The following is a 15,060-nucleotide window of genomic DNA, read 5'->3' on the forward strand; positions in this document are numbered from 1 at the left end:
CACGAGAGGGCGATCATGACAGTCACAGAACAGGGCACCGCAACGGGGTCGAGCCGGGTCAAGCGCGGCCTGGCCGAGATGCTGAAGGGCGGCGTCATCATGGACGTCGTCACGCCGGAGCAGGCCCGCATCGCCGAGGACGCCGGCGCCGTCGCCGTCATGGCGCTGGAGCGCGTCCCCGCTGACATCCGCGCGCAGGGCGGCGTCGCCCGGATGAGCGACCCGGACCTGATCGAGGCGATCATCGCCGAGGTGTCCATCCCGGTCATGGCGAAGGCCCGCATCGGCCACTTCGTCGAGGCCCAGGTGCTGCAGGCGCTCGACGTCGACTACATCGACGAGTCCGAGGTGCTCTCGCCCGCCGACTACGTCAACCACATCGACAAGTGGCAGTTCACCGTCCCGTTCGTCTGCGGCGCCACCAACCTCGGTGAGGCCCTGCGCCGCATCAACGAGGGCGCGGCGATGATCCGCTCCAAGGGCGAGGCCGGCACCGGCGACGTCTCGGAGGCCACCAAGCACATCCGCAAGATCACCTCGGAGATCAACGCGCTGAAGTCGATGACCAAGGACGAGCTGTACGTCGCGGCCAAGGACCTCCAGGCTCCGTACGAGCTGGTGGCGGAGATCGCCGAGACCGGCAAGCTCCCCGTCGTGCTCTTCACCGCGGGCGGCGTGGCCACCCCGGCCGACGCGGCGATGATGATGCAGCTCGGCGCGGACGGCGTGTTCGTCGGCTCCGGCATCTTCAAGTCGGGCAACCCGGAGCAGCGCGCGGCCGCGATCGTCAAGGCGACCACGTTCTACGACGACCCGCAGGTCATCGCCGAGGTCTCCCGTGGCCTGGGCGAGGCGATGGTCGGCATCAACGTCTCCGACCTCGCTGCACCGCACCGCCTCGCCGAGCGTGGCTGGTAACGCGACGGCAGCGCCGGCGACGGTCTCCGGCCCGCGCGTCGGCGTCCTGGCCCTGCAGGGGGACTTCCGCGAGCACCTCGCGGTCCTCCGGGGCCTCGGCGCCGACGCGGTCCCGGTGCGCCGGGCGGAGGAGCTGGAGCGGATCGACGGCCTGGTGATCCCGGGCGGCGAGTCCAGCGTCATGGACAAGCTGTCGCGTGCGTTCGGTGTCGCCGAGCCGCTGAAGGCCGCCATTGCGGCCGGACTGCCGGTCTACGGCACCTGCGCGGGGCTGATCATGCTCGCGGACGCCATCGTCGACGGGATCGCCGGGCAGCAGAGCCTCGGCGGCCTGGACGTCGCGGTGCGCCGCAACGCGTTCGGCTCGCAGGTGGACTCGTTCGAGACCGACCTCGACATCCCGCAGCTCGGCGAGGAGCCGGTGCACGCGGTGTTCATCCGCGCGCCGATCGTGGAGAGCGTGGGGGAGAAGGCGACCGTGCTCGCCCGCGTGCCGGACGGCCGCGTGGTGGCCGTCGAGCAGGGCGACCTCCTCGGCACGTCGTTCCACCCGGAGATCACCGGGGACACTCGGTTCCACGAGTACTTCCTGGACAAGGTGCGCGCCCGGGTGGGCGCGCGGGTGGACGCCGCGGTCTGACGACGGAGCGGTCACGCCGCGGTCGCCTGCGATCGCGGCGTGGTCGTCTGCCGTGCCTTCGGGCCGCTCCCGGCCGAGGCATTATTATGGACAGGTTCAACCGCAATTCGAGGGAGCACCAGTGTCCGGGCATTCCAAGTGGGCAACGACCAAGCACAAGAAGGCCGTCATCGACGCCCGTCGCGCCAAGTCGTTCGCCAAGCTCATCAAGAACATCGAGGTCGCGGCGAAGACCGGCGGCGCGGACATGTCCGGCAACCCGACCCTGGTCGACGCGGTCCAGAAGGCCAAGAAGACCTCGGTCCCCAACGACAACATCGACCGCGCGATCAAGCGCGGCGCGGGCCTCACCGGTGAGACCGTCGACTACGCGACGATCATGTACGAGGGCTACGGCCCCGGCGGCGTCGCCCTCCTGATCGAGTGCCTCACCGAGAACAGGAACCGCGCGGCCGCCGAGGTGCGCACCGCGATGACCCGCAACGGCGGCACGATGGCCGACCCGGGCAGCGTGGCGTACAACTTCCACCGCAAGGGCGTCATCGTGGTCCCGCACGCCGACGGCGTGGACGAGGACACGGTCCTCACCGCCGTGCTCGACGCGGGCGCTGAGGAGGTCACCGACCGCGGCGAGAGCTTCGAGGTCCTGACCGAGGCCACCGACCTGGTCGCCGCGCGCACCGCGCTGCAGGAGGCCGGCATCGACTACGACTCGGCCGACGCCGAGTTCGTCGCGACGGTCAACGTGGAGGCCGACGCCGAGCTGGCGCGCAAGGTCTTCCGCCTCATCGACGCCCTGGAGGACTCGGACGACGTGCAGAACGTCTACACGAACCTCGACCTCACCCCCGAGGTGCAGGCGCAGCTCGAAGACGACGAGTAAGGCGCGCGCCGCATGACGATCCGGGTGCTCGGCATCGACCCGGGTCTCACGCGCTGCGGCGTCGGCGTCGTCGACGTCCGTCCCGACCGGAAGGCCGCCCTCGTGGAGGTCACGGTCATCCGCACGCCGCCGGACCTGCCGTTGGAGCAGCGGCTGCTGGCGGTCGGCACCGGGATCGACGAGCTGCTGGACGCCCACCGTCCGGACGTCGTGGCGATCGAGCGCGTGTTCGCGCAGCACAACCTCCGCACGGTGATGGGCGTCGCCCAGGTGAGCGGAGTCGCCCTGCACGCGGCCGCGCGCCGCGGCCTCCGCGTCGCCCTGCACACACCGAGCGAGGTCAAGGCGGCGATCACCGGGTACGGCTCTGCGGACAAGAAGCAGGTCCAGGCCATGGTCGCGCGCATCCTCGGGCTCGCCGAGGCGCCGAAGCCGGCGGACGCCGCCGACGCCCTCGCCATCGCGATCTGCCATGCGTGGCGCGGGGCGCCCGCGGCGGACAGCGGAGCCGCAGGCTCGGTGTCGCCGACCGGTGCCCAGACCACCGCGCAGACCCCGGCGCAGGCCGCGTGGCTCGCCGCCGAGCGGTCCGCCCGGACGTCAGGCGTTCCCCGTAGGCTGGCCAGGTGATCTCCTCCCTCCGCGGCACCGTCCTCTCTGCCAGCGGCGGCAACGCCGTGATCGAGGTGGGCGGCGTCGGCTTCGCCGTGCAGCTCACCCCCGACCATGTGCTCTCGCTGCGCGTGGGCGACGAGGCGTTCGTGTTCACGTCGCTCATCGTCCGGGAGGACGCCCTGCAGCTCTTCGGCTTCGCCGACCTCGAGCAACTCCAGGTCTTCGAGCTGCTCACCGGCGTGTCCGGAGTCGGCCCCAAGTCCGCGATCGGGGTGCTGTCGGTGCTCAGCCCCGACCAGGTCGCCGACGCCGTCGCGGCCGACGACGACGCGCCGTTCCGCAAGGTCTCGGGAATCGGTCCCAAGACCGCCAAGCTCATCGTCGTCTCGCTGACCGGCAAGCTCGCCGCCGCGCGGCGCGCACCCGCCCGCGCGGTGAAGGCCACGGGAGCGCCTTCCGCCGTCCCGGACAGCGTGATCGTGGCGCTGGTCGGCCTGGGCTGGCCGGAGAAGATCGCGGCGGAGGCGGTGTCCGACGTCGTGGCCGAGACGGACGAGAGCGCGCGCGACTCCGTCCAGGCGCTGCTGCGGCTCTCCCTCGCGCGCCTCGGTCCGGCCGGTGCGGCGAGCGGGGCGGCGCGATGAGCGACGACCTCACCGCGCCGGAGCTCGAGTCGGAGTCGGAGCTCGCCTTCGAGGGCGCGCTGCGACCGCGCACGCTGTCCGAGTTCGTCGGGCAGGCGAAGGTCCGCGGCCAGCTCCAGCTCCTGCTGACGGCCGCGAAGATGCAGGAGCGCACTGCTGACCACATCCTTCTGGCCGGTCCTCCCGGGCTCGGCAAGACCACGCTCGCGATGATCGTCGCCCACGAGAGCGAGCGGCCGCTCCGGCTCTCCAGCGGCCCCGCCATCCAGCACGCCGGCGACCTCGCCGCGCTGCTGTCGTCGCTGACGCCGGGGGAGGTGCTCTTCATCGACGAGATCCACCGCATGGCGCGTTCCGCGGAGGAGATGCTGTACCTCGCCATGGAGGACTTCCGCATCGACATCATGGTCGGCAAAGGCGCGGGCGCCACGTCCATCCCGCTCGACCTCGCGCCGTTCACGCTCGTCGGGGCGACCACCCGCTCCGGCCTGCTTCCGAACCCGCTGCGCGACCGCTTCGGATTCACCGCTCACCTGGAGTTCTACGACGAGACCGAGCTGACGCAGGTGCTGTCCCGCGCGGCCGTGATGCTCGACTTCGAGATCGACCGTTCCGCTCTGGCGGAGATCGCCGGGCGCTGCCGAGGGACCCCGCGCATCGCGAACCGGCTGCTGCGCCGGGTGCGGGACTACGCGCTCGTCCACGGCCGCCGTGCCGACCTGGAGGCGGTGCGCGCCGCCCTCGAGCTCTACGACGTCGACGCGCTCGGCCTCGACCGCCTCGACCGCGCCGTGCTGCACGCGATCCTGGAACGGTTCGAGGGCGGCCCGGTCGGCCTCAACACGCTTGCGGTGTCGGTCGGCGAGGAGGCGGAGACCATCGAGTCGGTGGTCGAGCCGTTCCTGGTCCGCATCGGACTGCTGTCCAGAACGCCCCGCGGACGGGTCGCCACGCCGGCGGCGTGGCGGCACTTCGGCCTGTCCGGGCCTGGACTTGGCGGCGAACGACTAGGGCACTCACAGCAACCGTCCCTGATGGATGACCTATAATTCAAGCTGGCCACTCGCCACACCCCCTTGACTTCACCGGAAGGTTCGGCTTTCTCCATGGATCCGTTGACCATTGTGATGGTCGTCATTTTGGCGGCCCTCGTCTTCTTCATGTTCCGCAACAGCCGCAAGCGGCGCAAGGAGCAGGATGAGACGCGTTCGAAGATGGTGCCAGGAGCCGAGGTCATGACCAACTTCGGCCTGTACGGCACCCTGCTGTCCGTCGACGAGGACGACAACACCGCCGTCATCGAGACCAGCCCCGGCCACGTCGTGAAGGTGCACCGCCAGGTGCTCGCCCGCGTGGTGGAGCCGAAGACCCCCGAGCTCGACGACACGGCTGTCGCGACCCCGGAGCTCAACACGGACCACGCCATCCCGGCCGAGTCCTCCGCTCCGGAGTTCGGTGAGCGGATCGACGACGCGCCGAAGAAGCCCGGCGCGAAGAGCGACGACTGATAGCATCCCTGTGCTCCGCGCGCCGAGAGGGTGCGCGGATCGCTCGTAGAAAGCTGAGTTCCTAGGTGGCAAAGTCGACCCCGGTCAAAAAAGCCTGGCGTTCGTTGACGTGGCTCGGAGTACTCGTGGTGGTCCTGCTCGGGACCCTCACGGCCGGGGTCCTGTTCAGCAATGCGACGTGGCTGCCCAAGCTCGCCCTCGACCTCGAGGGCGGCACCCAGATCATCCTCGCCCCGCAGGTCGAGAACGGTCAGTCGGTGCAGCAGCAGCAGCTCGACCAGGCGGTCTCGATCATCCGGCAGCGCATCGACGCGTCGGGTGTCTCCGAGGCGCAGATCTCCACCGAGGGCTCGCGCAACATCGTGGTGTCGCTGCCGGGCAAGCCCGACCAGCAGACGCTCGACCGCGTCAAGGCCAGCGCGCGGCTCGACTTCCGCCCCGTGCTGCTGACCAGCGGCCCGACCAACCAGGTCGTGGGCGCCGACGGCAAGTCGACCCCGGCGCCGAGCCCGGCGCCCGGTCTGCAGTCCACGCCGTCGACCAAGCCGACGAACGGCAGTGACCTGGCCTGGGTGACGCCCGCGCTGCAGGCGGAGTTCAACGCCTTCTCGTGCGACGCGAACAAGAACAAGGACCTCAGCTCGGCGCCGACCGACAAGCCGCTGATCACCTGCGACGACAACAACACGGTCAAGTATCTGCTCGGCCCGGTCGAGGTGAAGGGCCAGAACATCTCCGACGCCAGCGCCGGCCTGATGCAGAGCTCGCAGGGCGTGACGACCGGCCAGTGGGCGGTCAACATCGTCTTCGATTCGACCGGCACCAAGCAGTTCGCCGCGGTCACGACCCGGCTGAACGCCCTCCAGGGCGCGCAGAACCAGTTCGCGATCGTCCTCGACGGCCGGGTCATCTCGGCGCCGACCACGAACGCGGTCATCACGGACGGCAAGCCGCAGATCTCGGGCAACTTCACCGAGCAGAGCGCCAAGACGCTCGCCGACCAGCTCAAGTTCGGCGCGCTGCCGTTCAGCTTCAAGGTGCAGAGCCAGGACGACATCTCGGCCACGCTCGGAACTTCGCAGCTCGTCAGCGGCCTGATCGCCGGTCTGATCGGCCTGATCCTGGTCGCGATCTACACCTTCTTCCAGTACCGTCTGCTCGGCCTGGTGACGATCGTCTCGCTCGTCGTGGCCGGCACGCTCACCTGGCTCACCATCTCGCTGATGTCGTGGCACTACGACTACCGGCTCTCCCTCGCGGGCGTCGCAGGTCTGATCGTCGCGATCGGCTTCACAGCGGACTCGTTCATCGTCTACTTCGAGCGAATACGAGACGAGCTGCGCGACGGGCGCAGTCTCGAATCCGCCGTGGAGGCCGGCTGGGGCCGTGCGCGCCGCACGATCTACGCGTCCAAGGCGACCAACCTCCTCGCGGCCGTCGTGCTGTACGTGCTGGCCGCGGCCAACGTGCGCGGCTTCGCGTTTACGCTGGGGCTGACGACCATCATCGACGTGATCGTGGTGCTGCTGTTCACTCACCCGACGCTCCAGCTCCTGGCCACGACGCGCTTCTTCAGCAGCGGCCACAAGCTCTCCGGCCTCGACCCGGACGCGCTGGGCGCGGTGTACCGCGGCGCCGCCCGGTTCCGCGCGCCGAAGCCCGAGCTGGTGGGCACCGCCAAGGCCGCGCGCAGCAGCGGCGAGGCGGCCCGCCGCCAGACGATCGCCGAGCGCAAGGCGGCGGAGCTCGCCTCCGCCTCGACCTCCTCGTCGTCCTCCGATCGATCGTCCGAGGGGAAGGACAACTGATGGCCAGCCGCCTCACCAAGTTCGGCAACGACCTCTACACGGGCGCGCGCTCGTTCGACTTCGTCGGCAAGCGCAAGATCTGGTACGCCATCGCGATCGTGATGGTCGCGCTCTCGATCCTGATCCCGATCGTCAAGGGCGGGTTCAACTTCTCGATCGAGTTCCGCGGCGGATCGCAGTTCCAGATCAGCCAGGTGCAGAGCACCGACACCACCAAGGCGCAGAACGCCGTCGCGAGCGTCGTGCCCAACGCGATCTCGCACGTCAGCGTCGTCGGCAACAACGCCATCCAGGTGCAGACCGACCAGCTCTCCGACACCCAGACCAAGGCCGTCGCCGACGCGCTGGCCTCGGCCTATGGCGTCCCGTCGTCGGAGGTCTCCTCGACCTTCATCGGCCCCTCGTGGGGCGCGGACGTGACGCAGCAGTCCATCCAGGGCCTGGTTGTGTTCCTGCTGCTGGCCTTCATCGCGATGGCGCTGTACTTCCGCACCTGGAAGATGTCGGCGTCGGCGATCATCTCGCTCTTCCACGACCTCATCATCACCGCGGGGATCTACGCCCTCGTCGGCTTCGAGGTGTCGCCCGCGACGATGATCGGCTTCCTGACGATCCTCGGCTACTCGCTGTACGACACGGTCGTGGTGTTCGACAAGATCCGCGAGAACACCCGCGAGGAGCTGGAGCTCACCCGGCGCACCTTCCCGGAGGCGGTGAACCTGGCGGTGAATCAGACCCTCGTCCGCTCGATCAACACGGCCGTGGTCGCCGTGCTGCCGGTCGCGTCGATCCTCTTCATCGGCGCCTACGCGTTCGGCGCCGCCACGCTGCGGGACATCTCGCTCGCGCTGCTGATCGGCATCATCGTGGGCACGTACTCGACGATCTTCCTGGCCGCACCGATGTACTCGCAGTTCCGCGAGGGCGAGGCCGCGATCAAGAAGCACGACCAGAAGGTCCGCTCGATCCGGCCCAAGGCCACGGTCGCCGCGACCGAGCCGGTCCCGGCGGAGTAGCGTCGGCGCATGAGCGGTCGCTACCTGTCGGAGGATGAGGTGAGTGCCGCGCGTGCGCGCGAGCTGGTCGACGCCGGCGCCGCCTGGCTGCTCGACGTCCGCGAGGCCTACGAGTGGGAGTCCGGCCACGCGCCGGCCGCGCACCACATCCCGCTCGGCGAGCTCGGGGAACGTCAGCACGAGCTGCCGGAGGACGCCCAGATCCTGGTGATCTGCCACAGCGGAGGGCGGTCGCGGATGGTGACCGACGCGCTGCTGCAGGCCGACTACCCCGCCGCGAACGTCGCGGGCGGGATGCTGGCCTGGCAGGCCGCGGGAGGCCCCGTCACCGAGCCGGTCGAACCGCCGGAGGCGCCCGCGGAAGCGCCCTCCGCAGCGCCCTCGGACCACGGTCGGCCCCCGGGAGCGTCCGCCTGAGCGCCGGTCGCGCCGCCCCCGTGAACGGGAGCGCGCGAACAGCGGCGATAATGGAGGACAGGAGGCGAGCAGATGGTTGACACGACGACACCGCAGTCCGCCTCGCTGCGCCGTCTCGTGCCGCGGATCTTCTCCCGCGCGCAGCCCGCCGGCGCCGTGGACACGCTGATCCGCACGGTGCGCATGCACCACCCGAAGGCTGACCTCTCGCTGATCGAGCGCGCCTACGCCGTGGCGGAGCGCGCCCACGACGGGCAGAAGCGCCGCTCCGGCGAGCCGTACATCACGCACCCGGTCGCGGTGGCCCAGATCATCGCGGACCTCGGGATCGGCGCCAAGACCATCGCCGCCGCGCTGCTGCACGACACAGTGGAGGACACCGCCTACACGCTGGACGAGCTGCGTGACCAGTTCGGCGACGAGATCGCGATGCTGGTCGACGGCGTCACGAAGCTCGACAAGGTCAAGTACGGCGACAGCGCGCAGGCCGAGACGGTCCGCAAGATGATCGTCGCGATGTCGAAGGACATCCGCGTGCTGATCATCAAGCTGGCGGACCGCCTGCACAACGCGCGAACCTGGGGCTTCGTCCCCGCGGCCAACGCCACGCGCAAAGCCACCGAGACGCTCGAGATCTACGCGCCGCTCGCACACCGGCTCGGTATCCAGACGATCAAGTGGGAGCTCGAAGACCTCTCGTTCGCCGTGCTCTATCCCAAGCTCTACGCCGAGATCGAGAGCCTGGTGAAGCAGCGCACGCCCGAGCGCGAGCGCCTCGTGCAGCAGGTGATCGACGCGATCAACGACGACCTCAAGACCGCGAAGATCCGCGGCAAGGTCGTCGGCCGGCCGAAGCAGTACTACTCGATCTACCAGAAGATGGTGGTGCGCGGCCGCGAGTTCGACGACATCTACGACCTGGTCGGCATCCGCGTGCTCGTCAACACGGTGCGCGACTGCTACGCCGTGCTCGGCTCGATCCACGCGCGCTGGACGCCGATGCCCGGCCGCTTCAAGGACTACATCGCGACCCCGAAGTTCAACCTGTACCAGTCGCTGCACACCACGGTGATCGGTCCGCAGGGCCGCCCGGTCGAGATCCAGATCCGCACCGAGGAGATGCACCAGCGCGCCGAGTTCGGTGTCGCGGCGCACTGGAAGTACAAGGAGCAGACCACCGGCAAGAGCGCAGGCGGCCCGGGCAAGGTGGACACCGACCTGGCCTGGCTCGCGCACATCTCCGACTGGCAGGCCGAGACGGCCGACCCGTCGGAGTTCCTCGACTCGCTCCGGTTCGAGATCGGCGCGAAGGAGGTCTACGTCTTCACACCGAAGGGTCGCGTGATCGGCCTGCCCGCGGGCGCGACTCCGGTCGACTTCGCGTACGCCGTGCACACCGAGGTCGGCCACCGCACGATGGGCGCCAAGGTGAACGGCCGCCTGGTGCCGTTGGAGAGCACGCTCTCGACCGGTGACGTGGTGGAGATCTTCACCTCGAAGAACCCGGACTCCGGCCCCAGCCAGGACTGGCTGAACTTCGTCAAGAGCCCGCGCGCCCGCAACAAGATCCGCCAGTGGTTCACCAAAGAGCGCCGCGACGAGGCGATCGAGCAGGGCAAGGACGCCATCGCCCGCGCGATGCGCAAGCAGAACCTGCCGCTGCAGAAGCTGATGACGCAGGACGCCCTGGTGGAGGTCGCGTCGTCGCTGAAGCACCCCGACGTCTCGTCGCTGTACGCGTCCGTCGGCGAGGGCCACATCTCGACGCAGTCGGTGATCGAGAAGATCGTCGCCTCGCTGCAGAGCGAGGTCGAGTCCGACGGCGAGCTGGACATCCCGGTCAAGGGCCGGCCCAAGCAGCTCCGCAACAGCGACTCCGGGGTGCTCGTGCGCGGCGCGCCCGACATCCTGGTGAAGCTCGCCAAGTGCTGCACGCCGGTGCCGGGCGACCCGATCGTCGGCTTCGTGACGCGCGGCCAGGGCGTCTCCGTGCACCAGGCGAACTGCCACAACGTGCAGTCGCTGCTGCAGGAGCCCGACCGGATGATCGACGTCGAGTGGGCGCCGAGCTCGAAGAGCGTCTTCCTGGTGCAGATCCAGGTGGAGGCCCTGGACCGCTCCGGGCTGCTCTCCGACGTCACGCGCGTGCTGTCCGAGCACCATGTCAACATCCTTTCTGCGACGGTGACGACGTCGAGCAACCGGCTGGCGCTGAGCCGCTTCGTGTTCGAGATGGGCGATACCACTCACCTCGACCGCGTGCTCAACGCCGTGCGCCGGATCGACGGCGTCTACGACGTGTATCGGGTCAGCGCCGGCTGACCGGAGCCGGCAGCTCCGTCCGCTCGACGACGGACATCCGGGTGAGCGCCCTGGTCGCTCCGTGCCGGCGCGACCGGGAGAGCTGGGCGCCGAGCCGGTCCGGTGGCACGCGCCCCAACGCGAGCAGGTGGCGCACCTCGAGGGCTTCCGCCGGGCCGAACCGGGGGAGCGTCAGCATCAGGTCCGCAGCCGTGCGCAGCGGCGCCGTCACCCGGACGCCGCTCAGCTCGACCACGTCGCCCGCGCCCAGGGCGTGCTGCTGTGCGTCGAACTCGGGAGGCACGCGCCCGCGGCGCCGGCGGTCGACGCACACCTGAGGCCGCACCGGCGGCGCCGAACGGGTGCCGTGGATCCAGGCGGCGGTGCCGCGATCGGCGACCGTGCTTGCCGGGCGCAGCGCCGCGAACGCCTGCGCGCGCAGTGACGGGGTGTCGGGGGTGTCCGTGACGGCGAACGCGTCGCCGACCCGGTAGAGCTGGCCGTCGAGCACGAGCGAGAGGAGCTCGGCGAGCGGGAGGACGTTTCGGTCGAGGAGGAGGGGGAGCGCTGTTGTCATGCGTCCAGCCTGGGCCGGTCGCAGCCGCCGGAGACGGCCGTCAGCGAATCCGTGGAGTACTCACCCGATCATGCGGGCTGTGGAGAACAAACCCGCAGCCGCCGAACGGGTCAGCCGAGCGCGTCCAGCCACACCTTGCGGGCGTCGAGGGCCTCCTGGGCCGCCTTGACCTTCGCAGAGTCGCCGCTCGCCTTGGCCTCCTCGAGCTCCTGCTCCAGCTTGGCGATCGCCGCGTTGAGCTGGCTGGCCAGCCCTTCGGAGCGCGCCTTCTTCTCGGGGTTGTTGCGCTCCCAGTGCTCCTCGTCCAGCCGGCGCACGGCCGCCTCGACCTTGCGCAGGCGGTCCTCGATGGGGCGCACCTGGTCGCGCGGCACGCGGCCGATGGCGTCCCAGCGCTCCTGGATGGAGAGCAGCTTGGTGCGCGCGGTCTCGCGGTCCTTCTCCTTCAGGAGCGGCTCCGCCTCCTCGAGCAGCGCGAGCTTGAGCGTGAGGTTCTCCTCGTACTCGACGTTGTCGCGCGCGTCGACCTCGGCCTTGGCCGAGTAGATGGCGTCGCCCGCCGCCTTGAACCGCGCCCACAGCGCGTCGTCGTTCTTCTTGCCCGCGCGGCCGGCCAGCTTCCACTGATCGAGCAGGCGGCGGTACTCCGGCACGCCGTCCGCGCCCTGCGGCACGAGGCGCTCGGCCTGCTCGATGAGGGCGTTCTTGCGGGCGCGCACGTCGCGGTGCTGGTTGTCCAGCTCCGCGAAGAAGGCCTTGCGGTTGTGCTCGATGGTCGAGCGCGCGGCGCGGAACCGCTTCCACAGCTCGTTGGCCTCGTTCTTGGGCAGGCGCGGACCGTCGTGCTGATGGGCCTGCCAGCTCGCGAAGAGGGCGTCCAGCTCGGCGGTGGTCTGCTTCCACTGCGTGCGAGCCGGGTCCTGCGCGGCGAGGGCCTCCGCCTGCTCCACGATCGCGGTGCGCTCGGCGACGGCCTGCTCCAGCGCGGCCTTCGCCTCGGCGCTCTGCTGCTCGGTGAGCTCCTCGACGGTTCCGCCGAGGGCGTCCAGCCGCGTGATGAGCGACGCCAGGTCGCCGACGGCGTTCGCGCCCTCGACCGAGGCGCGCAGACTCGCGACGGACTTCGCGACGTCGGCCGCCGGGGCGCCGCGGCGGGCGCGCTGCTCCAGGAGGCCGACCTGGCCGGCGAGGTCGGTGTACTTGCGCTCGAAGTAGGCGATCGCCTCCTCCGGAGTGCCGTCCGGGTACTCGCCGACGGCGCGCTCGCCATCGCCGTCTCGGACGTACACGGTGCCGGTCTCGTCGACGCGACCCCAGGGGTGCTGTTCAGAAGTAGCCAAGAGCCTCACCTTGCTTGCGGTGCCACGTTGGGAATCAGCCTATTGCACACGCCGGGATCACTGCAGCGTGAAGCTGTCGATCTTCGTCGTCACGGCCGGCTTGCCGTCGGTGCTGCCGCCCTGGACGCCCTTATCCGTGACGTCGGAGATGAGGGTGGGGAGGCCGCTGGTGATCTTTCCGATGACCGTGTAGCCGCCGGCGGAGTCGGACGGGATGGTGGTGTCCTTGTAGACGATGAAGAACTGGCTGCCCTGGCTGCTCGCGTTGCCGCTCTGGCGGGCCATGGCGATGGTCCCGGCCGGGTACTTGTCATCTTTCGGCGCGTTCTCGATCGGGCCGTAGGAGTAGCCGGGGCCGCCGCTGCCGTCGCCGTTCGGGTCGCCGCACTGCAGCACGTAGAAGCCGCCGTTGGTGAGGCGGTGGCAGGTGAGCCCGTCGTAGAACTTCTTCTGCGTCAGCGAGATGGTGGAGGACACCGCCTGCGGCGCAGCCTTGCCGTCCAGCGAGACCCCGAGCTTGATGCCGTTGATGGTGAGGTCGCCCGTCCAGGTGCGGCCCTCGGCGATGCTCTTGGAGGGCACGCCCGCGGCGGCGGACGACGTGGGCGAGGGCGAGGCCGACGGCGAGGCGGACGCGCTGGTGGCGCCCGGCTTGGCGAAGAACAGGAGCTGCGTGCCGACCGCCAGCAGGACGATGACGAGCACGGCGATCCCGGCGACCCAGTTGTCCCGCTTGCGGCGCTTGACCTTCTCCTCGTGCACCGTCTGCCGCGCCTGGTAGGCCCGGAGGCGCTCGCGAGCCTGTCGCGCTTCGCGGTCGTTCTGCTTGCTGGGTGCCACGTCTGTCCTCCGGGGGCGCCGTCGAGCGGGGGATGGAAGCCATCGCCGCCGACGGAGGTCCGCACGACGGGATGGATGCTGCACGAACCCTATCCGGCGCGGCTATGAGCGCCCAAACCCAGGCGCGGGCGGAGCGCGCACGGACCCCGATGCGCACGGACCCCGATGTCAGTGGCGCCGACTACTCTTGACGGGTGGTCGATGTGCAGCCTGGGCTCCAGACGGGAGCGACGCCTCTCGCCGTGCGCATGCGGCCGAAGTCGCTGGACGAGGTGGCCGGGCAGCGCCATCTGCTGCGGCCCGGTTCGCCGCTGGTCGCGCTGGCCTCCGACAAGGAGGGCCAGACCGGCTCCGTGTCGGTGATCCTGTGGGGCCCGCCCGGCACGGGCAAGACCACGTTGGCGCAGGCCATCGCGCACTCGTCGGGTCGGCGGTTCGTGGAGCTGTCGGCCGTCACCGCCGGTGTGAAGGACGTCCGGCTGGTGATGGACGAGGCGCTCTCGACCCGTGACCTGTACGGCGTCTCGACCGTCCTCTTCCTCGACGAGATCCACCGCTTCACCAAGGCGCAGCAGGACGCGCTGCTGCCCGGCGTCGAGAACGGCTGGGTCATCCTGGTCGCCGCCACCACGGAGAACCCGTCGTTCTCGGTCATCTCCCCGCTGCTGTCGCGCTCGCTCCTGCTCACGCTGGAGACGCTGAGCGACGAGGACCTCGGGGTGGTCATCGACCGCGCCGTCGCCGACGACCGCGGGCTGGGCGGCCAGTACACGGTGGAGGACGAGGCGCGCGCCGTGCTCATCCGGCTGGCGTCCGGCGACGCCCGCCGCGCGCTCACGGCTCTGGAGGCCGCGTCCGTCTCCGCCGCCTCGGCGACCCCCGCGACCTCCAAGAAGAAGCCGGTCATCACCGCCGAGCTGGTGGCGCAGGCGGTCGACCGCGCCCTGCTGCGCTACGACCGCAACGGCGACGAGCACTACGACGTCATCAGCGCCTTCATCAAGTCGGTCCGCGGCTCGGACGTCGACGCCGCGCTGCACTACCTGGCACGGATGATCGAGGCGGGGGAGGACCCCCGGTTCATCGCCCGCAGAATCATCGTCTCGGCGTCCGAGGACATCGGGATGGCCGACCCGCAGGCCCTCGTCGTCGCCATCGCCGCCGCCGACGCGGTGCAGTACATCGGGATGCCCGAGGGGCGCATCCCGCTCGCGCAGGCGGTCGTCCACCTCGCCACCGCTCCGAAGTCGAATGCGGCGTACATGGCGCTCGACGCCGCGATCGCCGACGTACGTGCAGGGAAGATCGGCCGGGTGCCCAAGCACCTGCGCGACGCGCACTATCCCGGGGCCAAGCGGCTCGGCCACGGCAAGGGCTACAAGTACCCGCACGACGACGCCCTCGGGGTGCTCCAGCAGCAGTACCTGCCCGACGAGCTGGCCGACACGACGTACTACGCGCCGACCGAGCACGGCAACGAGCGCGATGTCGCCGCACGCCTGGCGAAGCTGCGCCGGATCGTGCGCGGACGCTGACTCGGGTCTGCTAGAATC

General features: G+C 70.1%; 15 protein-coding genes. 12 read left to right on the plus strand and 3 right to left on the minus strand.

From position 1 onward, the window contains the following. The first annotated feature begins 15 nt into the window (after positions 1 to 15). The 11 genes from pdxS to ABIA36_RS14220 all read left to right on the plus strand — a co-directional run bounded on the left by pdxS (position 16) and on the right by ABIA36_RS14220 (position 10,771). Positions 16 to 918: a pyridoxal 5'-phosphate synthase lyase subunit PdxS gene (gene pdxS / locus ABIA36_RS14170; RefSeq protein WP_369963133.1), complete on the plus strand. Its 903-nt coding sequence runs from the start codon at positions 16 to 18 to the stop codon at positions 916 to 918. Then, positions 908 to 1,558, plus strand: a complete 651-nt coding sequence (gene pdxT, locus ABIA36_RS14175; RefSeq protein ID WP_369963134.1) for a pyridoxal 5'-phosphate synthase glutaminase subunit PdxT — start codon at positions 908 to 910, stop codon at positions 1,556 to 1,558. Before pdxS ends, pdxT begins: the two co-directional genes overlap by 11 nt. Positions 1,559 to 1,679: 121 nt before the next feature. Further along, positions 1,680 to 2,441, plus strand: a complete 762-nt coding sequence (locus tag ABIA36_RS14180) for a YebC/PmpR family DNA-binding transcriptional regulator (protein WP_369963135.1) — start codon at positions 1,680 to 1,682, stop codon at positions 2,439 to 2,441. Between the two features lie 18 nt (positions 2,442 to 2,459). Next, the gene (gene ruvC, locus ABIA36_RS14185) at positions 2,460 to 3,071 is read left to right on the plus strand and encodes a crossover junction endodeoxyribonuclease RuvC (RefSeq protein ID WP_369963761.1); all 612 of its coding nucleotides are present in this window, start codon (positions 2,460 to 2,462) and stop codon (positions 3,069 to 3,071) included. Further along, complete coding sequence (gene ruvA / locus ABIA36_RS14190; RefSeq protein ID WP_369963136.1) at positions 3,068 to 3,700, plus strand: Holliday junction branch migration protein RuvA; 633 nt, start codon at positions 3,068 to 3,070, stop codon at positions 3,698 to 3,700. The genes ruvC and ruvA overlap by 4 nt, the downstream gene beginning before the upstream one ends. Further along, positions 3,697 to 4,749, plus strand: a complete 1,053-nt coding sequence (ruvB, locus tag ABIA36_RS14195) for a Holliday junction branch migration DNA helicase RuvB (protein WP_369963137.1) — start codon at positions 3,697 to 3,699, stop codon at positions 4,747 to 4,749. Before ruvA ends, ruvB begins: the two co-directional genes overlap by 4 nt. Positions 4,750 to 4,806: 57 nt before the next feature. Continuing rightward, positions 4,807 to 5,208 carry a preprotein translocase subunit YajC gene (yajC, locus tag ABIA36_RS14200; RefSeq protein WP_369963139.1) on the plus strand — a complete coding sequence of 134 codons (402 nt, stop codon included), beginning with the start codon at positions 4,807 to 4,809 and terminating at the stop codon, positions 5,206 to 5,208. Between the two features lie 65 nt (positions 5,209 to 5,273). Continuing rightward, positions 5,274 to 7,016, plus strand: a complete 1,743-nt coding sequence (secD, locus tag ABIA36_RS14205; protein WP_369963140.1) for a protein translocase subunit SecD — start codon at positions 5,274 to 5,276, stop codon at positions 7,014 to 7,016. Continuing rightward, the gene (secF, locus tag ABIA36_RS14210) at positions 7,016 to 8,032 is read left to right on the plus strand and encodes a protein translocase subunit SecF (protein ID WP_369963142.1); all 1,017 of its coding nucleotides are present in this window, start codon (positions 7,016 to 7,018) and stop codon (positions 8,030 to 8,032) included. The genes secD and secF overlap by 1 nt, the downstream gene beginning before the upstream one ends. Positions 8,033 to 8,041: 9 nt before the next feature. Beyond that, entirely contained in the window at positions 8,042 to 8,449 is a 408-nt protein-coding gene (locus ABIA36_RS14215) for a rhodanese-like domain-containing protein (RefSeq protein WP_369963143.1), read from the plus strand. 72 nt (positions 8,450 to 8,521) lie between these two features. Next, complete coding sequence (locus ABIA36_RS14220) at positions 8,522 to 10,771, plus strand: bifunctional (p)ppGpp synthetase/guanosine-3',5'-bis(diphosphate) 3'-pyrophosphohydrolase (protein ID WP_369963145.1); 2,250 nt, start codon at positions 8,522 to 8,524, stop codon at positions 10,769 to 10,771. Here ABIA36_RS14220 and ABIA36_RS14225 read toward each other — a convergent pair. From ABIA36_RS14225 to ABIA36_RS14235, 3 genes are all read right to left on the minus strand, one after another. After that, positions 10,758 to 11,327, minus strand: coding sequence for a hypothetical protein (locus ABIA36_RS14225; RefSeq protein ID WP_369963147.1), 570 nt, complete (start codon positions 11,325 to 11,327; stop codon positions 10,758 to 10,760). The genes ABIA36_RS14220 and ABIA36_RS14225 overlap by 14 nt on opposite strands. 110 nt (positions 11,328 to 11,437) lie before the next feature. Continuing rightward, positions 11,438 to 12,667, minus strand: a complete 1,230-nt coding sequence (locus ABIA36_RS14230) for a DUF349 domain-containing protein (RefSeq protein WP_369963148.1) — start codon at positions 12,665 to 12,667, stop codon at positions 11,438 to 11,440. A gap of 57 nt (positions 12,668 to 12,724) precedes the next feature. Next, positions 12,725 to 13,507 carry a peptidylprolyl isomerase gene (locus ABIA36_RS14235; protein WP_369963149.1) on the minus strand — a complete coding sequence of 261 codons (783 nt, stop codon included), beginning with the start codon at positions 13,505 to 13,507 and terminating at the stop codon, positions 12,725 to 12,727. Between the two features lie 194 nt (positions 13,508 to 13,701). Between ABIA36_RS14235 and ABIA36_RS14240 the strand changes: the two genes are divergently transcribed. Then, entirely contained in the window at positions 13,702 to 15,042 is a 1,341-nt protein-coding gene (locus ABIA36_RS14240) for a replication-associated recombination protein A (protein WP_369963150.1), read from the plus strand. Positions 15,043 to 15,060: the final 18 nt, after the last annotated feature.

The sequence above is a fragment of the Leifsonia sp. EB34 genome, assembly GCF_041260585.1.
In the GTDB taxonomy this organism is placed as follows: Bacteria; Actinomycetota; Actinomycetes; order Actinomycetales; family Microbacteriaceae; genus Leifsonia.

What these genes read in the sequence shown, in the direction of transcription:
- ruvB (WP_369963137.1), top strand. Translation starts at nt 3,697, where the DNA reads ATGAGCGACGACCTCACCGCGCCGGAGCTCGAGTCGGAGTCGGAGCTC.
- pdxS (WP_369963133.1), top strand. Translation starts at nt 16, where the DNA reads ATGACAGTCACAGAACAGGGCACCGCAACGGGGTCGAGCCGGGTCAAG.
- ABIA36_RS14215 (WP_369963143.1), top strand. Translation starts at nt 8,042, where the DNA reads ATGAGCGGTCGCTACCTGTCGGAGGATGAGGTGAGTGCCGCGCGTGCG.
- ABIA36_RS14225 (WP_369963147.1), bottom strand. Translation starts at nt 11,327, where the DNA reads ATGACAACAGCGCTCCCCCTCCTCCTCGACCGAAACGTCCTCCCGCTC.
- ABIA36_RS14220 (WP_369963145.1), top strand. Translation starts at nt 8,522, where the DNA reads ATGGTTGACACGACGACACCGCAGTCCGCCTCGCTGCGCCGTCTCGTG.
- secF (WP_369963142.1), top strand. Translation starts at nt 7,016, where the DNA reads ATGGCCAGCCGCCTCACCAAGTTCGGCAACGACCTCTACACGGGCGCG.
- yajC (WP_369963139.1), top strand. Translation starts at nt 4,807, where the DNA reads ATGGATCCGTTGACCATTGTGATGGTCGTCATTTTGGCGGCCCTCGTC.